At 64.1% G+C, this 25135-nt stretch carries 23 protein-coding genes and 3 tRNA genes; 23 read left to right on the forward strand and 3 right to left on the reverse strand.

Annotated features, from left to right (window positions below; genetic code table 11):
- The 15 genes from P3W85_RS20395 to nagZ all read left to right on the forward strand — a co-directional run bounded on the left by P3W85_RS20395 (position 1) and on the right by nagZ (position 13306).
- Positions 1 to 468, forward strand: a complete 468-nt coding sequence (locus P3W85_RS20395) for a hypothetical protein (RefSeq protein ID WP_017229335.1) — start codon at positions 1 to 3, stop codon at positions 466 to 468.
- Between the two features lie 129 nt (positions 469 to 597).
- Positions 598 to 1197: an RNA polymerase sigma factor RpoE gene (rpoE, locus tag P3W85_RS20400; protein WP_017229336.1), complete on the forward strand. Its 600-nt coding sequence runs from the start codon at positions 598 to 600 to the stop codon at positions 1195 to 1197.
- A gap of 137 nt (positions 1198 to 1334) precedes the next feature.
- Positions 1335 to 1970 (forward strand): sigma-E factor negative regulatory protein, encoded by a 636-nt coding sequence (locus P3W85_RS20405; RefSeq protein WP_035815093.1) that lies wholly within the window; start codon positions 1335 to 1337, stop codon positions 1968 to 1970.
- Positions 1971 to 1978: 8 nt separating this feature from the next.
- Positions 1979 to 3052: a MucB/RseB C-terminal domain-containing protein gene (locus P3W85_RS20410; RefSeq protein WP_035815106.1), complete on the forward strand. Its 1074-nt coding sequence runs from the start codon at positions 1979 to 1981 to the stop codon at positions 3050 to 3052.
- Positions 3053 to 3204: 152 nt separating this feature from the next.
- The gene (locus tag P3W85_RS20415) at positions 3205 to 4653 is read left to right on the forward strand and encodes a Do family serine endopeptidase (RefSeq protein WP_017229340.1); all 1449 of its coding nucleotides are present in this window, start codon (positions 3205 to 3207) and stop codon (positions 4651 to 4653) included.
- A 14-nt stretch (positions 4654 to 4667) separates the two neighbouring features.
- Entirely contained in the window at positions 4668 to 4943 is a 276-nt protein-coding gene (locus P3W85_RS20420) for a glutaredoxin family protein (RefSeq protein ID WP_017229341.1), read from the forward strand.
- 257 nt (positions 4944 to 5200) lie between these two features.
- Positions 5201 to 6994 (forward strand): translation elongation factor 4, encoded by a 1794-nt coding sequence (gene lepA / locus P3W85_RS20425; protein ID WP_276266133.1) that lies wholly within the window; start codon positions 5201 to 5203, stop codon positions 6992 to 6994.
- Positions 6995 to 7081: 87 nt separating this feature from the next.
- Positions 7082 to 7981, forward strand: coding sequence for a signal peptidase I (gene lepB / locus P3W85_RS20430; RefSeq protein ID WP_017229343.1), 900 nt, complete (start codon positions 7082 to 7084; stop codon positions 7979 to 7981).
- A gap of 50 nt (positions 7982 to 8031) precedes the next feature.
- Positions 8032 to 8436 carry a DUF4845 domain-containing protein gene (locus P3W85_RS20435; protein ID WP_051078562.1) on the forward strand — a complete coding sequence of 135 codons (405 nt, stop codon included), beginning with the start codon at positions 8032 to 8034 and terminating at the stop codon, positions 8434 to 8436.
- Position 8437: 1 nt separating this feature from the next.
- Positions 8438 to 9208 carry a ribonuclease III gene (gene rnc / locus P3W85_RS20440; protein ID WP_017229345.1) on the forward strand — a complete coding sequence of 257 codons (771 nt, stop codon included), beginning with the start codon at positions 8438 to 8440 and terminating at the stop codon, positions 9206 to 9208.
- Positions 9205 to 10140, forward strand: a complete 936-nt coding sequence (era, locus tag P3W85_RS20445) for a GTPase Era (protein WP_276266134.1) — start codon at positions 9205 to 9207, stop codon at positions 10138 to 10140. The genes rnc and era overlap by 4 nt, the downstream gene beginning before the upstream one ends.
- Positions 10133 to 11011 carry a DNA repair protein RecO gene (gene recO / locus P3W85_RS20450; RefSeq protein WP_017229347.1) on the forward strand — a complete coding sequence of 293 codons (879 nt, stop codon included), beginning with the start codon at positions 10133 to 10135 and terminating at the stop codon, positions 11009 to 11011. The genes era and recO overlap by 8 nt, the downstream gene beginning before the upstream one ends.
- Positions 11012 to 11030: 19 nt before the next feature.
- Positions 11031 to 11813, forward strand: a complete 783-nt coding sequence (gene pdxJ / locus P3W85_RS20455) for a pyridoxine 5'-phosphate synthase (protein ID WP_017229348.1) — start codon at positions 11031 to 11033, stop codon at positions 11811 to 11813.
- Positions 11810 to 12244, forward strand: a complete 435-nt coding sequence (acpS, locus tag P3W85_RS20460) for a holo-ACP synthase (RefSeq protein WP_276266135.1) — start codon at positions 11810 to 11812, stop codon at positions 12242 to 12244. Before pdxJ ends, acpS begins: the two co-directional genes overlap by 4 nt.
- Before the next feature lie 12 nt (positions 12245 to 12256).
- Positions 12257 to 13306, forward strand: coding sequence for a beta-N-acetylhexosaminidase (gene nagZ, locus P3W85_RS20465; RefSeq protein ID WP_276266136.1), 1050 nt, complete (start codon positions 12257 to 12259; stop codon positions 13304 to 13306).
- 107 nt (positions 13307 to 13413) lie between these two features.
- Here nagZ and efp read toward each other — a convergent pair whose 3' ends face one another.
- Together efp and earP are read right to left on the reverse strand one after the other, a co-directional pair.
- Complete coding sequence (gene efp / locus P3W85_RS20470; RefSeq protein WP_017229351.1) at positions 13414 to 13974, reverse strand: elongation factor P; 561 nt, start codon at positions 13972 to 13974, stop codon at positions 13414 to 13416.
- A 245-nt stretch (positions 13975 to 14219) separates the two neighbouring features.
- On the reverse strand, positions 14220 to 15422 hold the full coding sequence (gene earP / locus P3W85_RS20475) for an elongation factor P maturation arginine rhamnosyltransferase EarP (protein ID WP_276266145.1): 1203 nt from the start codon (positions 15420 to 15422) through the stop codon (positions 14220 to 14222).
- Positions 15423 to 15534: 112 nt separating this feature from the next.
- On the opposite strand from earP, the gene uvrC reads away from it, so the two are divergent.
- From uvrC to ybaL, 7 genes are all read left to right on the forward strand, one after another.
- On the forward strand, positions 15535 to 17631 hold the full coding sequence (gene uvrC / locus P3W85_RS20480; protein ID WP_276266137.1) for an excinuclease ABC subunit UvrC: 2097 nt from the start codon (positions 15535 to 15537) through the stop codon (positions 17629 to 17631).
- Between the two features lie 116 nt (positions 17632 to 17747).
- A complete protein-coding gene (pgsA, locus tag P3W85_RS20485; RefSeq protein ID WP_276266138.1) occupies positions 17748 to 18350 on the forward strand; it encodes a CDP-diacylglycerol--glycerol-3-phosphate 3-phosphatidyltransferase in 603 nt (200 codons plus the stop codon).
- A gap of 167 nt (positions 18351 to 18517) precedes the next feature.
- Positions 18518 to 18593 (forward strand) — tRNA-Gly (locus P3W85_RS20490).
- Positions 18594 to 18680: 87 nt separating this feature from the next.
- Positions 18681 to 18756, forward strand: a tRNA-Gly gene (locus P3W85_RS20495).
- A 101-nt stretch (positions 18757 to 18857) separates the two neighbouring features.
- Positions 18858 to 18931: transfer RNA gene (locus P3W85_RS20500), tRNA-Cys, on the forward strand.
- Between the two features lie 786 nt (positions 18932 to 19717).
- Positions 19718 to 21262, forward strand: a complete 1545-nt coding sequence (locus P3W85_RS20505; protein ID WP_276266139.1) for a methyl-accepting chemotaxis protein — start codon at positions 19718 to 19720, stop codon at positions 21260 to 21262.
- 441 nt (positions 21263 to 21703) lie between these two features.
- Complete coding sequence (gene ybaL / locus P3W85_RS20510; protein ID WP_276266140.1) at positions 21704 to 22945, forward strand: YbaL family putative K(+) efflux transporter; 1242 nt, start codon at positions 21704 to 21706, stop codon at positions 22943 to 22945.
- 24 nt (positions 22946 to 22969) lie between these two features.
- Here ybaL and P3W85_RS20515 read toward each other — a convergent pair whose 3' ends face one another.
- A complete protein-coding gene (locus tag P3W85_RS20515) occupies positions 22970 to 23878 on the reverse strand; it encodes a LysR family transcriptional regulator (RefSeq protein ID WP_276266141.1) in 909 nt (302 codons plus the stop codon).
- 124 nt (positions 23879 to 24002) lie between these two features.
- Between P3W85_RS20515 and P3W85_RS20520 the strand changes: the two genes are divergently transcribed.
- Complete coding sequence (locus tag P3W85_RS20520) at positions 24003 to 25088, forward strand: YeiH family protein (protein ID WP_276266142.1); 1086 nt, start codon at positions 24003 to 24005, stop codon at positions 25086 to 25088.
- Positions 25089 to 25135: the final 47 nt, after the last annotated feature.

Below are 25135 nucleotides of genomic sequence, written 5' to 3' on the forward strand. Positions count from 1 at the left end.
TTGAGGTGGGCCCTGGCTTTATTCCTGGCCTGCGAGCTGGCAGCGTTCGCGCTGCTGGCCCGGGAGGGCGTGCATGCCCTGGAGCGCTCGTCGCAAGGTTGGAATCTGCCGCAATGGCTGATGGTGCTTGGTCTCGCGGCCTTGTGCGCGTGGCTGTCCTGCCAGTGGCCCGCGCTCTGGCGTGGCGCCGCATGCACATACTGCGGCCTGGCCCAGGGGCGGGATAGCACGGGACGGCCAGCTATCTCGATCGGCCTGCCCGATGGCCGCCGCGCTGTAGCGCGCGTGGAATCCAGTTGGGAACTGGGCGAGTTGGCCCTGGTGCTGGCCCTGGAGCCGGTGTCCGGGCATGCGCCGCGCGTGCTGCTGGTCAACCGCGCCTGCGCGGACGCCGACGCGTTGCGCTTGCTCAGACGCAGGCTCCGCGTGGCACGGCGCGAGCGCTTGGGGACAGGTGATGCAAATTGATGCACGCTTGTCTGAAGCATCCATCACAATATGCGTTGCACCGCACTGACCGTGCGCCTGGCTACGTAGGTAAAATACAACGTTTGTCGTGAAGACGAAACCAAGAGATACACTGCAGGTGAACCATTCGTGAGCGAACGCGAAGCCGATCAGCTCCTCGTTGAACGCGTCCAGCAGGGCGATAAGCGGGCCTTTGAATTGTTGGTGGCGAAATACCACCGCAAGATCATCCGGCTCATTTCGCGCTTGGTCCGGGATTCGGCGGAAGTGGAGGATGTGGCACAGGACGCCTTTATCAAGGCGTATCGTGCCTTGCCGCAATTCCGCGGCGAGTCGGCGTTCTACACCTGGTTGTACCGGATTGCGGTGAACACGGCAAAGAACTACCTGGCGACCCAGGGACGCCGTCCGGAAGCCTCCAGCGATATCGATGCCGAAGAGGCTGAAACTTTTGCGGATGGTGAGCAACTAAGAGATATCAATACGCCGGAGTCGATGCTCCATACCCGCCAGGTGGCCGAGACGGTCAACCGCGCGATGGAAGCTCTGCCCGAGGAATTGCGCACCGCCATCACCCTTCGCGAGATCGAGGGCCTCAGTTACGAGGAGATCGCGGAAGCCATGGGGTGCCCGATCGGTACGGTCCGCTCGCGCATTTTCCGGGCGCGCGAGGCGATTGCCGAGAAATTGCGTCCTTTGCTGGGAACGGCAGAGGGCAAGCGGTGGTAGCAGCAGTAGCAAAAAGGGTAGCAAGAGCGGTAAAGAAAATGTCGTGCGGCCAGCGTTGCAGCCTATTCCTGCATCGATAAGCGACAAAGCAGTAGACGGGATTGTCGGTTGTTCAATGGTTTTTCTAGGGGTGGGAAATGGGTCAGGCTCATAAGCAGTCGGTTCATGTAGTGGAAGCGGCGGAGCAGATCTCCGTGCTGATGGATGGCGAACTGGCGCCGCACGAAGCCAACGCTGTGCTGGACCTGGCGAAGAGCGAGGCAGGCATGGCAAGCTGGACCGCGTATCAATTGATTGGCGATGCCCTGCGTTCGGAAGAACTGACGCACGCCGGCTCGACCGATGATTTTCTCTCCCGTTTTTCCGCCCGTCTCGACAGCGAACCGCACGTTCTGGTGCCCGCCGTGGCCAAGGCTGGGCCTGCCGATGGGCATCGCCTGCTATTCAAGCCGTCGTGGGTTCGCCGCGTCATGCCGGGTACAGCCATCGCCGCCGCTGTGGCGGCCGTCAGCTGGGTGGTGGTGCCGCAGATGCGCGGCCCCGCCGATCTCGGCACGCCGGACGCCGTGGTGGCCCGAGTCGAACAGCCTGCGGCACCCAAGGCCGGCGGCATCGTGGCGGTATCCGCCGACAACGCGCAGATGATCCGCGATCCGCGCCTGGACGAATATCTGCGTGCCCATCGCGTATCGGTTGCCACCGATGCGGTTGTGCCGACCATGCGCACCGTTGCCAACAGCGCAAACTTCTCTCAGGACAATTCGCAGGAATAATGCCGGACATGCATAAAGGATGGTCGCCCGCCAACGTAGCAGGCGCACACAGAATAAGGGCCCTTCGCAGGTCCTTTTTTCTGGCCTTGTGTCTGACTGCTGCCGCAGCGACCGCGCAGCCGCTGGACAATACGCTGGCCCGTCGCGATGCAACGGCCTGGCTCAACAAGATTCATCGCGCGGCCCAGCGCGAGAATTATGTCGGCACGCTGATCTATCAACGCGGCAGCGTGATGCATGCCTCGCGCATCCAGCATTACAGCGATCTCGTCAACAACGAGTACGAAAGGCTGGAAACCCTCGACGGGAAGCCGCGCGAGGTGCTGCGGCAGAATGACGTCGTCCACAGCCTGATCCCCGAAGCCAAGCTGGTGGTGGTGGAGAAGCAGGAAGCCAAGGATCGTTTCCCGGCCCTGCTGGCGACCAACAAGAGCGACGTGCTCGATATCTACGACATGCGCAAGCTTCCGGGCGAGCGCGTGGCGGGAGTCGAATGCGAGGTGTTCTCGCTCGATCCGCATGACGCGGCGCGCTATGCCGTGCGTCTCTGGGCCGAGAAGAATTCCGGCTTGCTGATGCGCGCCCAGACCCTGGGCGAAGGCGGCAAGGTGCTGGAGCAGGTCGCGTTCTCGCAGGTCGACATCGGTGTGCCGTCTGAAAAGCAGCGCATTCTCGCCGCCATCAAGAGTTCCAAATCCTGGAATCACTACGAGGTGACCAACCAGCCGGCCAATATTGCCGACGAAGGCTGGAGCATCGGGATTCCGGTCAAGGGCTTCCTGAAGATTCGCGAGGTCCGGCGTCCGCTTGGGGAACTGCGCGCGCCGCAGGCCAACCCGCGCGGGAACGTCTTCGAAGTGCTCCAGGTGGTCTATAGCGATGGCTTGACCGGCCTGTCTGTGTTTATCGAGCCGGTTTCCGAGCAGCGCGTGCGCCGCGAAGGCGTGGCTTCGCTTGGCGCCACCCAGGTGGTGGTGCGGCGCGTGGCCGATTTCTGGATCACCGTGGTAGGCGAGGTGCCCCCCGCCACAGTCAGGCAGTTTGCCTCGGCGGTAGAATACAAACCACCAAAGGCCCACTGAGCCGGGTTGCGGCGATGACGGGTGGCGGGAAACCGCCACTCAGCCGTCGCAAATCCGCGACACTTGCCGCCTACGCTTTCTTCCTCTTTTCGCTGATCTCCCGGGAGTCGACGATGTCACCAAGATCTCCAGCCTTGGCTCGGACCGTGCTCATGGCTGCCATTCTCGCTTTTGCGCCGTTTGTCGCCGAGCTGAGCCATGCACAGGCGGCTGCGCCGTCCTACAACCTGCCCGATTTCGCCGATCTGGTCGAAAAGACCGGGCCGGCGGTCGTGAATATCCGCACCACCGAGCGCGTGCGCTCGCGCGGCGCTCCTGGCGCGGACGACGACGAAATGGCGGAATTCTTCCGCCGCTTCTTCGGTGTGCCCATGCCCGGCGCACCCACGCCCCCGGGCGGCCAGCGCCGCGGCCAGCCACAAGGCGAAGAACAGAGCCGTGGGGTGGGATCGGGTTTTGTCATCAGCCAGGATGGCTATGTGATGACCAATGCCCATGTGGTGGCCGATGCGGACACCATCTACGTGACGCTGCTCGACAAGCGCGAATTCAAGGCCAAGCTGATCGGTTCGGACAAGCGCACCGATGTGGCCCTGCTCAAGATCGATGCAACCGGCCTGCCCAAGCTGGCTATGGGCGATTCCGACAAGGTCCGCGCGGGCGAATGGGTGCTGGCCATCGGTTCGCCGTTCGGGCTGGACAACAGCGTGACCGCCGGCATCGTCTCGGCCAAGGGGCGCGATACGGGCGACTACCTGCCGTTCATCCAGACCGATGTGGCGGTGAATCCGGGCAATTCGGGCGGTCCGCTGATCAATCTGCGCGGCGAGGTGATCGGCATCAATTCGCAGATCTACAGCCGCAGCGGCGGCTATATGGGGATTTCCTTTGCCATTCCGATCGACGAAGCCATGCGGGTCACCGAGCAGCTCAAGGCGAACGGCAAGGTCACGCGCGGGCGTATCGCGGTGGCGATCGGCGATGTCACCAAGGAGGTCGCCGACTCGCTGGGCCTGGGCCGTGCCCGCGGCGCGCTGGTGGGCAGCGTCGAGCCCGGCGGCCCGGCCGAAAAGGCAGGGATCGAGGCTGGCGACATCATCCTCAAGTTCAACGGCCGCGACATCGAGAAGGCGTCCGACCTGCCGCGCATGGTGGGCGACATCAAGCCGGGTACGCGCGTGCCGCTACAGCTCTGGCGCAAAGGCGCGACGCGCGAGGTTTCCATCACGGTGGCCGAGCTCGATGCGGATGCCAAGATCAAGACGCGCGGAGGCAATTCGCCGCGCGACGACAGTAGCGCGCCCACGGCCAAGCCCAACGCACTAGGCCTGATCGTCAACGAGATTCCCGACGCGAAACTGAAGGAGCTCAAGATCAAGTCGGGGGTTGAGGTGGACCAGGTCGATGGCCCGGCGCAGCGTGCCGGCATTCGTCCGGGCGACATCATCCTGCGCCTGGGCGATAGCGACGTGACCAGTCCGCGCCAGTTCAACGAACTGGTCAAGGGGCTGGACAAGGGCCGGATCGCAGCCGTTTTTGTCCGGCGCGGCGATGCCACGCAGGTGCTGACCCTGAGGCCGGGCACGATGTCCTCCCGCTGAGCCGCGGCATCGCCATGAGCGAGCTCACACTGTATGGCAGGGCCTACTGCCATCTGTGCGAGGACATGAAAATCGCGCTGGAGCCGCTCCGGCGCGATTTTTCCTTTGTCCTGCATGAGGTGGACGTGGATGCCGACCCTGCGGCGGAAACCCGGTTCGGCGAACTGGTGCCCGTGCTGGCGGCGGGCGGCCCGGGTGGCTGCGGCGAGACGCTGTGCCACTACTTTCTCGACGAGAAGCGCGTGAGGGTGTGGTTGGGCGCACATGCGGGCCAGCAAGGGACCGAATAGGCCGGCGGACTGGCGAAAGTGCGCCCGATTGGGTGGCCGCAGCCCTGGCGCTTGATCCACGGCCTATTTCGCCATACGGAAGGCCTTGAAAATACGGTAAAATCGCGCTTTGGCGCAAAGTCTGCGCCACCAACCTGCGACCGGGAGCGGGGCGCGCCCGGCAGGGCGCCAGTTCCAGGTCGTTCATAATTGCTGCGCCGCCCGGCGTGCCCATGCGGGCACTTCGAGGCCCGAACTGGCGCACCCCTGAACATCAGATGGACCATATCCGCAACTTCTCGATCATCGCCCACATCGACCACGGCAAATCGACCCTGGCCGACCGCATCATCCAACTCTGCGGAGGCCTGTCCGATCGCGAGATGGAGGCGCAGGTGCTCGACTCGATGGATATCGAGAAGGAGCGCGGCATCACCATCAAGGCGCAGACCGCGGCGCTGAGCTACAAGGCGCGCGACGGCAAGATCTATAACCTCAATCTCATCGATACCCCGGGGCACGTCGACTTCAGCTATGAAGTAAGCCGCTCGCTGTCCGCCTGCGAAGGTGCGCTGCTGGTGGTCGACGCCTCGCAAGGCGTGGAAGCCCAGACCGTTGCCAACTGCTACACCGCGATCGAGCTCGGCGTGGAAGTGGTGCCGGTATTGAACAAGATCGATCTGCCGTCGGCCGATCCGGACAACGCGATCCGCGAGATCGAGGAAGTGATCGGCATCGACGCGCACGACGCCACGCCTTGCTCGGCCAAGACAGGCCTGGGCGTGCAGGATGTCATCGAGGCGATGATTGCCCGCGTGCCGCCGCCCAAGGGCGACCCCGATGCGCCGCTGCAGGCCCTGATCATCGACTCGTGGTTCGACAACTACGTCGGCGTGGTGATGCTGGTGCGCGTGGTCAACGGCACGCTCAAGCCCAAGGACAAGGTCCTGCTGATGGCCACCGGCTCGCAGCACCTGGTCGAACAGGTCGGCGTGTTCTCGCCCAAGTCGCTGCCGCGCGAGTCGTTGCAGGCGGGGCAGGTGGGCTTCGTTATCGCCGGCATCAAGGAATTGAAGGCCGCCAAGGTGGGCGACACCATCACCGTCATGGCGCGCAAGGCGGCCGAGCCGCTGCCGGGTTTCAAGGAAGTCAAGCCGCAGGTGTTCGCCGGCCTGTACCCGGTCGAAGCCAACCAGTACGAGGCGCTGCGCGAATCCCTGGAGAAGCTCAAGCTCAACGACGCATCGCTGCAGTACGAGCCTGAAGTGTCGCAGGCGCTCGGTTTCGGTTTCCGCTGCGGCTTCCTTGGCCTGCTGCACATGGAGATCGTGCAGGAACGCCTGGAGCGCGAGTTCGACATGGATCTCATCACCACCGCGCCGACGGTGGTGTACGAGGTCGATATGCGGGACAAGACCAAGCTGATCGTGGAAAACCCGGCCAAGATGCCGGACCCGAGCCGTATCGAGAACATCCTCGAGCCCATCGTCACCGTCAACCTGTACATGCCGCAGGACTACGTCGGCTCGGTGATGACGCTGTGCACGCAAAAGCGCGGCACGCAGATCAATATGAGCTATCACGGCAAGCAGGTGCAGCTCACGTACGAGATCCCCATGGCGGAAATCGTCATGGATTTCTTCGATCGCCTGAAGTCGGTTTCGCGCGGCTATGCCTCGATGGACTACGAGTTCAAGGAGTATCGTGCCGCCGACGTGGTCAAGGTGGACATCCTGATCAACGGCGACAAGGTCGATGCCCTGTCGGTGATCGTGCACCGCACCAACTCGCAGTACCGGGGCCGCGAAGTGGTATCCAAGATGCGCGAGATCATCCCGCGCCAGATGTACGACGTAGCCATCCAGGCTACGATCGGCGTCAATGTCATCGCCCGCGAGAACGTCAAGGCGCTGCGCAAGAACGTGCTGGCCAAGTGCTACGGCGGCGATATCTCGCGTAAGAAGAAGCTGCTCGAAAAGCAGAAGGCGGGCAAGAAACGCATGAAGCAGGTGGGTACGGTGGAAATTCCCCAGGAGGCGTTCCTGGCAATCCTGCAGGTAGGCGACAAGTAGGCCGGGAGGACCGTGCCGGATTGTCCGGCAGGCCCTTGCCGGTTGGCGCAGCGGACTCAAACAAAACATCACCAAAATCTAGCCGTCATGAATTTTGCACTGATACTTTTTGTGCTGGTCGTTATCACGGGCATTGCCTGGGTGGCCGACAAACTGGTGTTCGAGAAGCAGCGGCGGCTTTCCGCCCAGGCCGCACTGGCGCAGTTCGATGCGCGGCAGGCCGATCTCCAGGGGCGCTACGGCGCCGGCGAGATCGACACCTCGCGTAGCCGCCTGGCCGAGGAAAAGCTGCGCCAGCCCTGGTGGCTGGAGTATTCGGCAAGCTTCTTCCCGGTCATCCTCGCGGTGTTCGTCCTGCGTTCCTTCGTGGTCGAGCCGTTCAAGATTCCGTCCGGCTCGATGATCCCGACCTTGCTGATCGGCGACTTCATCCTGGTCAACAAGTACGACTATGGCATCAGGCTGCCGGTGCTGAACAAGAAGATCATCCCGGTGAGCGAACCGAAGCGTGGCGATGTGATGGTGTTCCGCTACCCGAAGGACGAGTCTCTCGACTACATCAAGCGCGTGATCGGCGTGCCGGGCGATGTGGTGAGCTACCAGAACAAGCGCCTGACCATCAACGGCAAGCCCGCGGAATACAGCGAGCAACCGGACTACCTGGACGAGGAACGGCTTTCCTATTCGAAGCACTTCCGCGAGAAGCTGCCCGAGGGGCCGGAACACGGCATCCTCAACGATGCCGACCGGCCGCCCTATGTGGCAGGCGCGGATCCGGATTTCCCGTTCCACGAAAACTGCACTTACAATCAGCAGGGGCTGACCTGCAAGGTGCCGCAAGGTCACTATTTCGTGATGGGCGACAACCGCGACAATAGCCTGGATTCAAGGTATTGGGGCTTCGTGCCCGATCAGAATATTGTCGGCCGGGCATTCCTGATCTGGATGAACCTCGGCAATATCGGACGCGTGGGGTCGTTCAAATAGAACTCCCGCGGCGCGAATAACCACTCCAGTCAAGCGAGGGAAAGCGCAATATGGGTCAATCGGGTCAAAAGGTTAGGGTAGTCAGGGCACAGGCACGGCTGGCGGGACGGAACAGGCCGCGTGGTTTTTCCCTGGGCAGCCTGCTTGTCGTCATTCTGGTCGTCGGAGGCGTTGTGATCCCGGCGGTCAGGGCGATTCCAAGCCTGGTGGAGTATTTTTCGATCAAGCGCGCCGTCGGCTATGCGAAGCAGCAGGCATCCAACAAGCGCGAAGTGGCCGATTATTTCAACAAGCAGGCGCAGATTGACCGTATTACCGCCGTGCGCAGTGACGACCTGGATATCCAGGAGGATGACAATGGCACGATTCGCTCGGTGGGCTTTTCCTACCGCAACGAGGTGCCGCTATACGGCCCTCTGAGCCTTTTGATTACCTACTCGGGAACGCAGTACTGACATGAACCTCGACGCCTTGCAGCAACGCCTCGGCTACCGCTTCAGCAAGCCAGAATTGCTGCAGCAGGCGCTGACGCACCGCAGCCATAGTGCCATGCACAACGAACGCCTGGAGTTCCTGGGCGATTCGGTGCTGAACTGCGCCGTGGCCGATATGCTGTATGGCATGTTCAGCAAGCTCGACGAAGGCGATCTGTCCCGCGTGCGCGCGAACCTGGTCAAGCAGCAGGCGCTGTATGAGATCGCACAGATGCTGCAGCTGTCCGAGTCGCTGCGCCTGGGCGAGGGCGAACTGAAGAGCGGCGGTTTCCGCCGTCCTTCGATTCTCGCCGACGCGCTGGAAGCGATCGTCGGCGCCGTCTTCCTCGATGCCGGCTTCGAGGGTGCGCGCACCCTGATCCGCAAGCTCTACATCCCCATCCTGGAGCAGGTGGACCCGCGCACGCTTGGCAAGGATGCCAAGACGCTCCTGCAGGAGTACCTGCAAGGCCACAAGATCGCCTTGCCGCAATATAACGTGATCGCCACACATGGCGCCGCGCATAACCAGCAGTTTGAAGTCGAGTGCACCGTGCCTAAACTGGAAGTGCGGGTGTTCGGAACCGGCGCGTCGCGCCGTGCCGCCGAGCAGGCCGCCGCCAAGCTGGCACTCGACGAGGTGCAAAAGCTCGTGCCCCAGTTGCTCAAGCGCAGCCGGGCCGAGCGCACCGGCAAGACGCGCAAGCAACCGGTGCCGCCCGATCCCCAGTTGTCTCTCAGGTTGAAGGAATGACCGAATCTAACGATCCGCGGCAAGAAGCCGCGGGTACCCCTTCTGCGGCATTCCGCTGCGGCACCGTGGCCATTGTCGGGCGTCCCAACGTCGGCAAGTCCACGCTGATGAATGCGCTGGTTGGCCAGAAGATCAGCATCACCTCCCGCAAGGCGCAGACCACGCGCCATCGCATCGTCGGCATCCAGACCACCGATGACGCCCAGTATGTGTTCGTCGATACGCCGGGATTCCAGACGCGCCATGCCAGCGCGCTGAACCGCTCGCTCAACCGTGCCGTCACCTCGACCCTGTCGAGCGTGGACCTGGTGCTGTTCGTGGTGGAGGCGGGCTACTATGGCGCCGACGACGAGAAGGTGCTGTCGCTGCTGCCGAAGAAGGTGCCGGTGCTGCTGGTCACCAACAAGCTCGATCGCCTTGGCGCGGACCGCGCCGAGGTGATGATGCCCTTCCTGGAAAAAATGGGGCACCAGTTCCAGTTCGCGGAAGTGGTGCCGATGTCGGCCAAGACCCACGACCACATCGACCGCCTGCTGGGCATCATCCGGCCTTATCTGCCGGAAGGCGAGCCGATGTACGATGCCGACTCCATGACCGATCGCAGCGAGCGCTTCCTGGCTTCCGAGATCATCCGCGAGAAGGTGTTCCGCTGGACCGGTGACGAGTTGCCGTACACCAGCACGGTCATCATCGACAAGTTCGAGACCGAAGGCCGGCTGCGCCGCGTGTTTGCCACCATCCTGGTCGAACGTGACGGGCACAAGGCCATGATCATCGGCCACAAGGGTGCCAAGCTCAAGACCATTTCCACCGAAGCCCGCATCGATATGGAGAAGCTGTTCGATGGCAAGGTCTACCTGGAGATGTTTATCAAGGTGAAGAGCGGCTGGGCCGACAACGAAGCTGGATTGCGCGCCTACGGCTATGAATGACAGAGCGGGCGGGCCTGCCCTGAAGGCCCGCCGCATTGATCCGGTAGTGGAAGAAGCAGCCGAACTGCTGGACAGCCGCGCCGTGCCCGGCATGGAGGTGGCCGAGCAGCGCGCGATGATGGATCGCGCGCTGCGCATCGTGCCGGCGCGCACCGAACTGCGTGTGGCCAACCAGCCCGGCTTCGTGCTGCATGCCTGGCCCTATCGCGAAACCAGCCTGATCCTCGACGTGTTCACGCGCGATCATGGCCGCGTGGCCATGGTGGCCAAGGGCGCCAAGCGCCCGCATTCGGCGCTGCGCCCGGTGCTGCAGCATTTCCAGCCGATCTCCCTGTCATGGAGCGGACGCGGCGAGGTCAAGACGCTGACGCGCGCGGAGTGGGTCGGCGGCCTGTTGCCGCTGGCGAGCGACGCCTTGCTCTCCGGTTTCTATCTCAACGAATTGCTGCTGCGTTTCTGCGCCCGCGAAGACGCCCACGTTGCCTTGTTCCGCCAGTACATGGCCACGCTGACGCGGCTCGCGCATGGCGAACAGGCCGGACTGGTGCTGCGTGGCTTCGAGCGCGTGCTGCTGCAGGAAACCGGCTTTGCGGTCGCTTTCGATCAATGCGCCAACTCCGGCGAGACGGTCGAGCCGGGGCTGGACTATGTCTACCAGCCCGAGCGCGGCGTGCGCCGCGCGCAGGCCAGCGATCCGTCGTCGTGGCCGGTGGTGTCCGGGCAGACGCTGCTCGACATGTCGCAGGACGACTATCGCCGGACACAAACTGTCACGCAAAGTCGTGCCCTGATGCGCTTCCTGCTGCATTATTATCTGCAAGGCGCGCCGCTGAAGACGCGCCAGATCCTGATCGACCTGCAATATCTCTGAGCTTTCGAGCCCCTTTCGCATGATTTTCCACGCGCATCCCGGCGTCATCGACCTTGGCGTCAACATCGACCACGTGGCCACGCTGCGCAATGCGCGCGGCACGGTCTATCCCGATCCGATCCAGGCCGCGCTGCAGGCCGAGCAGGCCGGCGCCGACCTGATCACGCTGCATCTGCGCGAGGACCGCAGGCATATCCGCGACGCCGATGTGCGCGCCCTGCGCCCGCTGCTGGCCACGCGCATGAACCTGGAGTGCGCCATCACCCAGGAAATGCTCGACATCGCCTGCGAGATCCGCCCGCAGGATGTCTGCCTGGTGCCCGAGCGGCGCGAGGAAGTCACCACCGAAGGTGGCCTGGATGTGGCGGGGCGCTTCGAGCAGGTGAAGGCAGCCTGTGGCCAGCTTGCCGGCGCAGGCATCCGCGTTTCGCTGTTTATCGATGCGCAGGCCGAGCAGATCGAAGCCGCCGCCGCCTGCGGCGCGCCGGTGGTGGAACTGCACACCGGGCGCTATGCCGACGCACATACCGAGGCCGGGCAGGCTACCGAGTTGCGCCGCGTGGCCGAAGGCGTCGACACCGGCGTGCGGCTCGGCCTGGTGGTCAATGCCGGCCATGGGCTGCACTACACGAATGTGCAGCCCGTCGCCGCGCTGCATGGCATCAAGGAACTGAATATCGGTCACGCCGTTGTTGCGCACGCGGTCTTTGTAGGCTGGCAGAACGCCGTGCGCGAGATGAAGGCCATCATGGTGGCGGCGCGGCTCGGCACCACCTATCCGCGTCCGGGCGCCGCAGCGTGATCTACGGCATCGGCACCGACATCATCCAGATCGACCGCGTGCAGGGCGTGATGGAACGCACGCAGGGCCGCTTTGCCGAGAAGGTGCTCGGTCCCCAGGAACTCCAGAAATACCACGCGCGCAAGGCGCGCTCCGAGAAGCGCGGCCTCGCCTTCCTCGCCACGCGTTTTGCCGCCAAGGAGGCCTTCTCGAAGGCGGTCGGGCTGGGCATGCGCTGGCCGATGACATGGCGCGCGATGGAACTGCTGAATCTGCCCTCCGGCGAGCCGTATCCGCATTGCCATGGCGAACTGGACGCCTGGCTGCGGGAACGCGGTGTGACGGTGCGGGTCAGTGTCAGCGACGAACACGATTATGCGGTCGCCTTTGCGATCGCCGAGCTTGGCGGCGCCGATGTGCGCGCCGGCCTGCCGCTCCCCCCCCCAGCCTAGCGAAGATTTGAAATGATCAAGAAGATTTCCGGCAAACGGCCGGGTCCGGTAGTACTCGACGTCAAAGGCAAGCACCTCGATGCGGACGATGTCCGCCGCATTTCCCATCCGCTCACCGGCGGCGTGATCCTGTTCGCGCGCAACTTCGAGTCGCGCGCGCAACTGCAGGCACTCACCCATGAAATCCGCGCGGTGCGCGAGGACGTGCTGATCTGCATCGATCACGAGGGCGGCCGGGTGCAGCGCTGCAAGACCGATGGCTTCACGCATCTGCCGGCCATGGCGCGGCTGGGCGAGCTGTGGGAGCGCGATGTGCTGGCGGCGACCAAGGCCGCGGTGAGCTGCGGCTATGTCCTGGCGGCCGAACTGCGCGCTTGCGATATCGACCTGAGCTTCACCCCGGTGCTGGACCTGGACTACGGCCTCAGCGCCGTGATCGGCGATCGCGCCTTCCATGCCGATCCGCGCGTGGTGACGATGCTGGCCAATCACCTGACCCACGGCCTGCTGCTGGCCGGCATGGCGAACTGCGGCAAGCATTTCCCCGGGCATGGTTTCGTTGCCGCGGATTCACACGTGGCGGTGCCGGTCGACGAGCGCGGGCTGGACGAGATCCTGGCCCAGGACGCGCGGCCCTACGATTGGATGGGCATGGCACTGACGTCGGTGATGCCGGCGCATGTGATCTACCCGAAGGTGGACCCGCACCCCGCCGGTTTCTCGCGCTTCTGGCTGCAGGACATCCTGCGCACCCAGCTCGGCTTCGAAGGCGTGATTTTCAGCGATGACCTGAGCATGGAGGGCGCGAGCGTGGCCGGCACCGTGACCGAGGCGGCGCGTGCCGCCCTGGGCGCAGGTTGCGACATGGTGCTGATCTGCAATCACCCGGAGCGCGCCGACCAGTTGCTGGGCGAACTGGACGTTGCCATCGGCAAGGCGTCGCAACGCCGCATCCGCCGCCTGTTCGGGCGCCGCAAGCCGCTGGAGTGGAACAAGCTGATGCAGGAGCCGGAGTACGCCGCGGCGCTGCGCGTGCTCAAGGCGCATGACCTGATAGCCTGAAGCCTGAAGGGCGGGGTGGTCCGGCATACGGGAAATACAAAAGGGCAGCCGAAGCTGCCCTTTTCCCGCTGCGCCATCCGCTGGGGATGGCGGCGAACAAGCTGCGCTTAGTTGGCGCGGCTGCGGTATTCGCCGGTACGGGTGTCGATTTCGATCTTGTCGCCGATATTGCAGAACAGCGGCACTTGCAGTTCGAAGCCGGTGTTGATCTTGGCGCCCTTGAGCACCTTGCCCGACGAGGTGTCGCCCTTGACGGCCGGTTCGGTGTAGATGATCTCGCGGACCAGGGTGGTCGGCATATCAACCGAGATGGCCTTGTCGTTGTAGAACACCACTTCGACGTTCATGCCGTCTTCGAGGTAGTTCAGCGAGTCGCCCATGCTGTCCTGCTCGACTTCGTACTGGTTGAAGTCGGTGTCCATGAACACGTACATCGGGTCGGCGAAGTACGAGTAGGTGCATTCGCGGCGCTCCAGCATCACGACTTCGAACTTGTCGTCAGCCTTGAAGACGGATTCGCCCGGGGCTTCCGTCAGCAGGTTCTTGTACTTCATCTTGACCACGGCGGAGTTGCGGCCCGACTTGTTGTACTCAGCCTTCTGCACGACCATCGGGTCGGTGCCGATCATGAACACGTTGCCGACGCGGAGTTCTTGTGCGGTTTTCATCTGAACTGTTTTCCTGAAAAAGAATGTCTCGGAATTCGGTGTGGCGAAGGCGCGCTGCCGGCATATGGCGCAAAATGCAGCCATGCGCGCGGCCCATGCCCCTTATGCTCAGGCTTATAAAGCCCAGGTTCAAGCCCAGGGTTAAAGCTCAGATGCCGCGCTGTTTGCGCCGCGGCCCATGCCGCGGACAACCGTTTGCGCAGCTACCCCCGTCTTCCGGACCCGGTCGCCATCAAATCAACCCATTATTTTACCTGATTTTCGCAAAAGGCCGCCAGATTTGCCGCCAGGTCGCCCAGGTGCTGCAGGCTGCGCTGCCACTGCTCGGCGGCGTCTGCCAATGTGGCCAGATGTACGCGCAATGCCGGCCATTCGGGTGATTCATTGCCCCCATTCCAGCTGTGCCAGAAACTGGTAAGTGCATTTTCCGCCTCTGTTTGTCCTGTTCGTTCCAGCCGCTGGCGGAAAAGGGCTAGAAAGGCATCGAGCTTGATCCGGTGCGCGTCGTCGGATTGGGGATAGATATGCCAGACGAAGGGACGCCCGGCCCACTGCGCGCGTACGAACGAATCTTCGCCACGCACGAAATTGAGATCGCACAGCCAGAGCAGTTCGTCGTAGTGCTCCTGGCGCACGAAGGGCACCACCTGCAGGGTCAGGTTGCCGCTCGAGAACGAGTTGCCAGGCTCGCAGCCGGTGGCGCCAGCCCATATGCTTGCCTGCCGCGCGGCAAGGCCTGCCGGGACCAGGCACTGCACCGGTTCCGGCCCATCCCGCCATTGCGCCAGCAGGGCGGGCAGGGCATCGTTGGGATAGGCGAACAGACTGACTTTCAGGGCACCTCCGACAGGCTGGAAGCCCAGCCGGTGCCAGAGTGCGGCCTGGGCCGCGGGGCTGGAGCGGAAGTGCTCGCGTTGCGCACCCAGCATCGTCTCGCGCAGCAGCCCGCCGGTGCCCGGCTCGAAGCCGGGGAAGAAGAAATGCTTGAGCAGTGGCAGGCGCGGATGGGGCGAGGTCATACCGTGATGCTCCCTGACCCACGGCTCCGCGCTCAGGTACTCGAGGTTGATCCAGAGAGGCTTTGGCTCGCGTATGGCCATGGCGTCGAGGAAGGGCTCCGGCAGGTCGCAGGCGAAGGACTCGATCACGACGTCGTGCGGCGTGATACCCGCGAAGCGCCTGGCGCTTTCCTGCGCACTTTCCTGGTCCGTGCGCTGCCATGGGCGGATCGTCACGCCGGCCAGCTCCTGCTGGGCTGCGCCGGTATCGAGACCGGGCGCAAGGCGCGCAAAGCTGGGGAAATCGTCCACCCACAGGCGCACGGCGTGGCCATGCTCTTGCGCCAGTTGCCGCGCCAGACGCCAGCAGACGCCGATATCGCCGAAATTGTCGATGACGGTGCAGAAGATGTCCCAGGAACGGATGGCGCGATCGGAGTAGGCGGGCATGGTGGCGCGAGTCGGCAAGGAATTGCTCTAAACTTGCGATTTTAGAGCCTGTTGCGAAGTGGCCCCGTCGGCCACGCGCGTCGCGGGCCATCTCACGGTCAATTCGCTACCGATGTCCCAGCAGGAACCAGAACCCCACGATCAAGACACGCGGGCCGCCGCCGAGCCCGAAGCACTGCCTGGCCAGGCGGGCGAGGCATTGCCCGAGACGCCGTTCGACGCCAAGGCGGTGATTGCGCAATTGCCCGGCCTGCCCGGCGTCTACCGCTACTTCGATGCGAACGGCAATGTCCTTTACGTAGGCAAGGCGCGCGACCTGAAGAAGCGTGTCTCGAGCTATTTCAGCAAGACGCTGCTATCGCCGCGCATCGCCATGATGGTTGCCAAGATCGTGCGCATCGACACCACCGTCGTGCGCACCGAGGCCGAGGCGCTGCTGCTGGAGAACAACCTGATCAAGGCGCTGGCGCCGCGCTATAACATCCTGTTCCGTGACGACAAGTCGTATCCGTTCGTCAAGCTGACCGGTCACCGCTTCCCGCGCATGGCCTATTACCGGGGCGCCACCGATCGCAAGCACCAGTATTTCGGGCCGTTCCCGAGCGCGCACGCCGTGCGGGAAAGCATGCAGATCCTGCAGCGGGTGTTCCAGTTGCGCACCTGCGAGGACACCGTCTTCGCCAACCGCACGCGGCCGTGCCTGCTGCACCAGATCCATCGCTGCACCGGTCCTTGCGTGGGCGCCATCAGCGAGGCGGACTACGCGCGCGACGTGGGCAACGCGGCGCGCTTCCTGCAGGGCCGCCAGAGCGAGGTGCTCGAAGGCTTGCAGGCGAAGATGGAGGAGCATGCGGGCCGGCTCGAATTCGAGCAGGCCGCGGCCGTGCGCGACCAGATCGGCGCGCTGTCCACCGTGCTCAAGCGGCAGGCGGTGGAAGAGGTGGGCCAGTCCAGCGATATCGACGTCCTGGCGGTGGCGGTGGAGGGCGGCCGCGCCTGCGTCAACCTGGCGATGGTGCGCGGCGGCCGGCACCTGGGCGACAAGGCCTATTTCCCCGCGCACGTCGAAGAAGGGGCGATGATCGTCGGGGGCGACGATGACGAGGCCGGTGTGAGCGAAGTGGTGGAGGCCGGAGCGGCGGGCGAAAGCGAAGGACAGGGCGCGGTGACGGCTGCCGCGCCGGCCGGGATACCGGTCGAACGCATTGCCGCCGAGGTCTTGTCCGCCTTCCTGGCCCAGCACTACCTGGACCAGGCGGTGCCGCCAATCCTGGTGGTCAGTCACGTGCCTCCCGATACCGCGTTGCTGCAGGCGCTTTCGACGCAGGCGGGACGCAAGGTCACGCTGGTCCGTCAGCCGCAAGGGCAGCGCCGCGCCTGGCTCGAAATGGCCCAGCAGGGCGCGGCGCTGGCGCTGTCGCGGCGCCTCGCCGAGCAGGGCAGCCAGCAAGCCCGCACGCGCGCGCTGGCCGAAACCATCGGCATCGATATGGAGGACCTGGCGCTGCTGCGGGTCGAGTGCTTCGACATCAGCCATACCGCCGGCGAGGCAACGCAGGCTTCGTGCGTGGTCTTCCACCATCACGAGATGCAGAACGCCGAATACCGCCGCTACAACATCCAGGACATCACGCCTGGCGACGACTACGCGGCCATGCGCCAGGTGCTCACGCGGCGCTACCAGAAACTGGTGGAATTGCTGGAGCAGGCGCAGGAGGCGGGTCCCGATGGCGTGCAGGGCGGTGCGTCCGGCGCGCTGGCGCAGATGCCGACTGTGGTCCTGATCGATGGCGGCAAGGGGCAGGTGGAGGTGGCGCGCCAGGTGTTCGAGGAACTCGGCCTGGATATCGGCCTGCTGGTCGGCGTGGCCAAGGGCGAGGGCCGCAAGGTCGGGCTGGAAACCCTGGTGTTCGCCGATGGCCGTCCGTCACTTGAGTTGGGGCAGGGCAGCGCAGCCTTGATGCTGGTCGCGCAAATCCGCGACGAGGCGCACCGCTTCGCCATCACCGGCATGCGCGCGCGCCGCGCCAAGACACGTACTACCTCGCGGCTGGAGGAGATCGAGGGAGTCGGGGCCCGCCGTCGCCAGAAGCTGCTGACGCGCTTCGGCGGCTTGCGCGGCGTGATGGCTGCCAGCATCGACGAGCTGGCCAGCGTCGACGGCATCTCTCATGCGCTGGCCGAGGAAATCTATCGGCAGCTGCATTGACCAGGGCGGCGGATCGGGCCAATTCCGCAGGCTGCGTGGCGGGAAATGCTCGGTCCCGGTTGAAATAGGCGACAATCTCGGGGTTGCCCATTGCCGTTGACTCGCTCCGAGCCCCCATGCCGCTGAATATACCGATCCTGCTGACCTGGCTTCGTGTCGCCATGATTCCCCTCGTGGTGGGTGTGTACTACCTGCCGGAGGCCTGGCTGCCAATGCATGCCAAGAACATGACGGCGGCCGGTTTCTTCATTATTGCGGCGGTCACCGACTGGCTGGATGGCTTCCTGGCCAGGCGCTGGAACCAGACTTCGTCGTTCGGTGCTTTTCTCGATCCGGTGGCCGACAAGCTGATGGTGGCTGCGGCGCTGCTGTCCCTGCTGGCGCTCGGCCGGGTGGCCGACCTGATCGCGCTGGTGATCATCGGGCGCGAGATCACTATCTCGGCGCTGCGCGAGTGGATGGCGCAGATCGGCGCTTCCAAGAGCGTGGCGGTGAATTTCCTCGGCAAGCTAAAGACCACGTTCCAGATGATCGCGATACCGCTGCTGCTCTTCAACGACAGCCTGTTCGGTATCGTCGACGCATCGGTGCTGGGCGCATGGCTGATTTATGTGGCGGCAGTGCTGACCCTGTGGTCCATGTTCTATTACATGAAGCTGGCGTGGCCGCAGATTCGCGAGCGCAGTGGCATGAGCGCGGAGGCCACCGCACAAAAATGAGAATTTGATGAAAAAGATGCTTGACGAACGGGGTGCTGGTTTGCAATAATCCTGTTCTCGCTTCTGACGAAACAAACCGAACGAAGCGAAAAGCAGCAGAAACGCAGCGAGTTGTCGGCAGTATCGATGCAGAAGTTGCGTTTTAAGCAAGAAGTTGGAAGGATCCTGCGGGAGTAGCTCAGTTGGTAGAGCGCAACCTTGCCAAGGTTGAGGTCGCGAGTTCGAGCCTCGTCTCCCGCTCCAGGTTTCCGCTGTATCCGGAAAATGTCGGCCTGTGCCGTATGCTTCCGGGGTAGCTCGAAGAGTAGTGAAGTCGTTCAGGTGGTAAATGCGGGAGTAGCTCAGTTGGTAGAGCGCAACCTTGCCAAGGTTGAGGTCGCGAGTTCGAGCCTCGTCTCCCGCTCCAGTCCCAAAGGGAAGCAGCGCTTCCCTTTTTGTTTGTGATGGTAGTGCGCAGGCCCGGGCAGGGTCAGGCGAATGCGGCTACAATCCAGCAGCAAGTCACCCGGCGGGGTGGCAGAGTGGTCATGCAGCGGCCTGCAAAGCCGTGTACGCCGGTTCGATTCCGACCCCCGCCTCCAGGTATTCAAGCACTTAGCGCTACCCTAACCGGTGGCGCTTTTTGCTTTCTGGCTCAAGTCACCAACGTATGCCCGTCCCCATGGAGCCAGCCTCCATGATCACGTATTGCGTACGTTCCTTGCAGGTGGCTTCCACACGGTAGTCGGGCGGCAGTTTGAACAAGGCAACGCGGGCCCGTAGCCTGGATCGCCGCCAGTACCTTGTCATGCCGCCGCAGGCGTACATCCACTTCCGGCAAGAACGTGCCATCCGGCTCTTCGGTAAAGATCACGCCGAGGTTGTACTGCCGTTCGAGGCGTAAGGCCAGGTAAGTGCCGCCATCGGAGGTATCCGCCAGAAGTCCCACGGATTTGTGGCTTGGCACACGGTTCGAGCTTTCGTCTGCGCGCATTCAGCCTCATGACCGATGGTGGTCTCAACGTCCGGGCGGGTGCGGCGATGGCGCGATCGCGGTCAGGCGCGGCTTGCAAGGCAAATGGGTTGAGCCCGGGATTTCGCCGAAACAAGCGGATCGTCTTCTAAATTTAGGAATACTCCTAATATCATCGCCTATTTCCCGTTTTCTCCCGATTTTGCTTCAGCTTTTTCGCGGGCTGCCGTAAAGGCGTAGGAGGGGCTGTTCAAAAGACGGCTCGCCGGATCCGGAGATGTTGCAAGCGCGCTTCCAAAGCAGATTTGTCTGGGCTCGCGGGTGATGGGGCAACTGGTGCGCCAGCCGCCCGCAAGCGTCATTCCATCATCCCTCTTTGCAGGAGTGGCGCGCCCGTGCGCGCCGAGAATGCGCAATGAATATCACCCAACGCTTACTGGTCACCTTGTCGCTGGCCTTGTTCGCCATGCTTGCCGCCGGCATCGGCGGTATCTGGCAACTGCGCGAGTCGCAGGGGCGCTTTACCTACTTCAATGAAAACACGCTGGTCAGTGTGCGCTCGCTGAGCGACCTGCGGGCCATCGTCAATGGCATGCCTACGTCGCTCCATGCTTACGCCATGTCGGCGGAAGCGAGTGGGCGTGCGCAAGCCGTGGCAGAACTGGCGAAGGCCGACCAGGATTTTGACAGCATCGCTGCCGCCTATGCGCGCAGCGATATTTCCGACGAAACCGATGCCAGGATGCTTGAAGCCGACCTTGCCATCATGAAGCGCTTTCGTGCGGAACGGGAGCGCTTCATGGAACTGCTCGCGGCCGGCGATGTCGGGACAGCGCGGGGCATGCTGACGGGTGGCGCGCTGCCGGCGGCGCTTACCGCTCTGCGCACCGCCATCAACGAGCACGTCGCCTACAACGCCGGGCTGGGTGAGCAAGTGGTCGGCAGCAACCAAAAGGCGTACGAACTGGCGCTGACCCTGGTTTCTGTGATCATTGCCGCAGCCTTGCTCGCCAGCGGTGCGATGGGCTACTCGCTCTATCGCCGCATCCATGGCAGCCTGGCGGACATCGAGGAGACGCTGCACTATGTCAGCGATTCGCTGGACCTGGACCGTCGTGCCTCGGTGCAACACAAGGATGAGATCGGGCGCACGGCGATGGCGTTCAACCAGTTGATCGAGCGGGTCGCATCAGCGCTGCGCGAAGTGCGCCTGTCGACCGATTCAGTGAGCACTGCGGCGCATCAGATAGCGGCGGGAAATTCGGATCTGTCGTCGCGCACCGAGCAGCAGGCGGCGTCGCTCGAGCAGTCGGCCGCCAGCCTGGAGGAACTGACCGCGACGGTGCGGCAGAATGCCGACAACGCACGGCGGGCCAGTGGCCTGGCGGACAGTGCAGCGGATGTGGCGAAGCACGGCAGCACGGCGGTACAGCAGATGGTGGATACCATGGGCGCAATCAACATCAGTTCCACACGGATCGCGGAAATTACCAACCTGATCGAAGGCATCGCGTTTCAGACCAATATCCTGGCGCTCAATGCCGCCGTAGAGGCGGCGCGTGCCGGGGAGCAGGGTCGTGGCTTCGCGGTGGTGGCCGGCGAAGTGCGCAGCCTGGCGCAGCGCTCGTCCAGCGCCGCCAAGGAGATCAAGGATTTGATCGACACATCAGTCGATACCGTGCGCACGGGCTCGGCACAGGCTGAAGATGCCGGACGAACCATGAGCGAGATCCAGCAGGCCGTGAAGAAAGTGTCCGATATCATCAGCGAGATCGCCGCGGCCTCCAGGGAGCAGAGCACGGGGATCGAGCAGGTCAACCAGGCTGTGGGGCAAATGGACCAGGTTACCCAGCAGAACGCCGCGTTGGTGGAGCAGGCGGCCGCCGCTGCGCAGTCGCTGGACGAACAGGCTCACAAGCTACGCGATACGGTGGCGACTTTCCGCGTGACCGTGAACTAGCGCGCCGGTGCCGTCCGCCTTGGCGCCCGTGCATGGCGGTCGCGCGTAATGGCTTGCGGTGCCGGTCCCCGCTGCAGGCGAACGCCGCCCGATGACTCCGAAGCGCTATGAGCGGGCATATCCTCCTTCGATTCCTCGCATTGCCGCAGCGGCGATCGTGTTACATTCCATAGCGTAGTCTTCGCGGGGCGTTCAGGATGCATCTGGCCTGAACGGCGTGCCATCGTCGTCCGAACGGACCGGCGGCCCGCTGAAGCCCCTGCGCTGCTGCAAGACTCCCGTTCCCGTTTTCCCTGAATCAGTGCGGCTCCCTTGGTCCCTGCCCGGCGTTTCACGCTGCTACGGAGGCCGTGCTTCGTGTCCCCGTTGCAGCTGTGTTTGGGGGTGGGCGGGGTTATCCAGTCAACGCCATCATGGCCACCCACGAGGAACCCTGCACGCATGCATCACGCTACCCCGCTTATCAGCACCATTGTCGGCGGTCTTGTCCTGGCCTTCATTCTGGGTGCGCTGGCCAACCGGCTCAAGCTGCCCCCGCTGATCGGCTACCTGTGCGCGGGCATCGTGGTCGGCCCGCACACGCCTGGCTACACCGCGGATCAGGCGCTGGCTCCCGAACTGGCGGAGCTCGGGGTGATTCTCCTGATGTTCGGGGTCGGCCTGCATTTCTCGCTCAAGGACCTGATGGCGGTGAAGAAGATCGCCATCCCCGGCGCGGTGGTGCAGATCGCCATTGCTACCGTGCTGGGCATGGGCGTGGCCTGGGGCTTTGGGTGGGAGTGGGGGCCTGGCCTGGTTTATGGGCTTGCACTCTCGGTGGCGAGCACGGTGGTGCTGCTGAAGGCTTTGCAAGAGCGCAATCTGGTGGAGTCGCCGCAGGGGCGGATCGCGGTGGGCTGGCTGATCGTGGAGGACCTGGCGATGGTGCTGACGCTGGTTCTGTTGCCGGCGCTCGCGGGTTTGCTTGCGCCGGCCGGGGAGGCCGGTTCGGGGGGCGCCGCGGCCAGTTCGGGCGATATCCTGCTGACCGTGCTATCCACCCTGGGCAAGGTAGCCGCCTTCGTTGCCGTGATGCTGGTGATCGGCCGGCGCTTCATTCCGTGGATGCTGGAGCGCATCGTCTGGACCGGCAGCCGCGAGCTGTTCCGGCTGGCGGTGCTGGCCACGGCACTGGGCGTGGCCTTTGGTGCCTATTCCCTGTTCGGCGTGTCCTTTGCGCTCGGCGCCTTCTTTGCTGGCATGGTCCTGGCGGAATCCGAATTCAGCCATCGCGCGGCCGAGGAATCGCTGCCGCTGCGCGATGCATTCGCGGTGTTGTTCTTCGTTTCGGTCGGGATGCTGTTCAATCCCATGGTGCTGATCACCGATCCCTGGGGTGTGCTGGCTACGCTGTTCATCATCGTGGTGGGCAAATCGGTTGCGGCCCTCTGCATCGTGCGGGCGTTCGGGCATTCCACCCGTACCGGCATGACCATCGCCGTCAGCCTGGCGCAGATCGGCGAGTTCTCCTTCATTCTTGCCGGTCTCGGCGTCTACCTCAAGATTCTGCCGGAGCGTGGCCAGGCCCTGATCCTGGCCGGTGCGCTGCTGTCCATCGTGCTGAATCCGCTGCTGTTCTACATGCTTGACCGCTACACCGCCAAGCAGGAGGGCGAGGGCGAGGGCGATCCGCAGCCGGCTTGAGTGCCGGCAGCCCGTCGCAGCGGCTCAGCGGCCGGCCGCCGCCACGGCCTCGCGCCGCAGATACTCGGTAAAGGCCAGCAGGCCCTGCGTGGGATACTTGTCCTGGTGGACCACGAGCTGCAGCGGCCTGACCACCTCGGGCAGGCCCTCGCGCAGCGCCACCAGCGTGCCACGCTGCAATTCGTCTTCCACGACCTGCAGCGAGAGGCAGCTCACGCCGAAGCCGCTCATCACGGCGCGCTTGATCGCTTCGGTATTGCCGAGTTCCAGCGCAAAGCGCAACTCCCCCAGGAGCGGCGCCAGGCGTTGTTCGATGATTTCCCGCGTGCCCGAGCCGGGCTCGCGCACGACCCAGTCGGCATCCCGCAGAGCGGCGAGGTCGCCGGGCATCCTGGCGAGGGGATGGGCTGGGCCCACCACCACCACCATGACATCGTCGCGCCAGTGCGCGCTGCGCAGGTCGCGCTCGTGGCAAGTGCCCTCGATCAGACCGATATCGGCCTCGAACTGCAGCAGCGCCTGCAGAACGTCACGCGTGTTGCCGATGCGCATGTCGAGTGCGCAAGAGCCGTTTTGCGCGTTGCGAAATCCCGCTAGCAGGCCCGGCAGGATATAGCTGCCGATGGTATTGCTGGCGGCAATGCGCAGCTGCACGCCGGGCTGGACGGTGAAGCGCTCGAGTTCATGTGCCTGATCCAGCAGCGAAAGCGCACGCGGAAAAAACAGCCTGCCGGTCTCGTTGATGCTCAGTCGGCGCGCGACCCGGTCGAACAGGGCACCGCCCAGCGCGCCCTCGAGATCCGCCAGCGCGGCGCTGACCGCGGATTGCGACATTGCCAGTGCGTCGGCGGCGGCGACGGTGCTGCCATGCTGCGCGACCGCGACGAAGACGGAGAGCTGGCGCAAGGTCAGGCGAAGGGGGCGCTGGGTCATATCTGTATTTCAGGTAATGTATAGCGATATTACCTGTTTTACAGGTTTTCGCCTGCTCAGTACCCTCGGGACATGATCAACATACGCCCCGAAGCCGCCAGGCCGCAGGGGCAGGACCCTTGCCATGTCATCCACTCCGTCGTCCCCAGCCGTCAGTCTCGGCATCGCGCCGCCCTCCTGGTCCACCCGGCTCCTGACGCTGGTGCCGCTGGGTTTTATCGCCTGGCTGGCCATGGTCTTCTCGGCGCACCCGGCCATCGCCAAGCTTGGCATGAGCGCGCTGACGCTGGCCATGTTTGCCGGCATGGTTGCGGGCAACACCTTGCCCCAGCGCTGGCTGACCCCGCTGGGGCCGGGCATGCAGCTGGCTCGCCAGCAGTTGCTTCGGCTCGGCGTGGCACTGTATGGCCTGCGCCTGACCTTCGGCGCCATCATCGACCTCGGTCCGGCTGGCGTGCTGGTGCCGCTGGTCATGCTGGTATCGACAATGCTGGTGGGGATCTGGATCGGCTCCTCGCTGCTGGGGCTGACACGCCGCGAAGCCATCCTGGTCAGCGCGGGCAGCGCGGTTTGCGGTGCCGCCGCGGCCATCGCGGTGGCCTCTGTGGTGCGCACGGATGACCGCCAGACCGCGGTTGCGGTGGCCACCGTGGTCCTGTTCGGCACGGCGGGGATGCTGCTCTATCCGTATCTCTTCGAGCTGGCGACACAGCACTTGCACTGGGCAGTCAGCGAGCGCGTGTTCGGCATCTACACCGGCGCGACGCTGCATGAAGTGGCGCAGGTGATAGCGGCCGGCAAGATGGTCAGCGATGCCACTGCGGATGCCGCTGTGGTGACCAAGATGGTGCGTGTGCTGGCGCTGGGTCCCCTGCTGCTGGTACTGGCGCTGTGGCCGAAGGGGGGCGCGGAAGGCCAGAAGAGCCGCGCAGAGCGGCCATGGGGTGCCATCCTGAAAGCGGTGCCGTGGTTCGCGGTGGGTTTCGTGGCGGTGATGGCGGTGCATTCTGCCGGCCTTGTGCCGCAGGAGTGGAAGCCCTCGCTGCTGGCCTTCGACAACTGGCTGCTGGCCTGCGCGATGCTGGCTATCGGGCTGCATACCCGGATCGGCACTTTGCTGCGCGCCGGGCGCAAGCCGCTGCTGCTGGCTGGGCTGTTGTTCTTGTTCCTGATGGTCAGCGGCGCGCTGCTGTGCGCGGCAGTGGCCTGAGCCCGCGCCCTGGTGCGCAGAGGGGAAGTGACTGGGGGCGTGGTCCA

It is taken from the genome of Cupriavidus basilensis, assembly GCF_029335485.1.
Lineage (GTDB): Bacteria > Pseudomonadota > Gammaproteobacteria > Burkholderiales > Burkholderiaceae > Cupriavidus > Cupriavidus basilensis_E.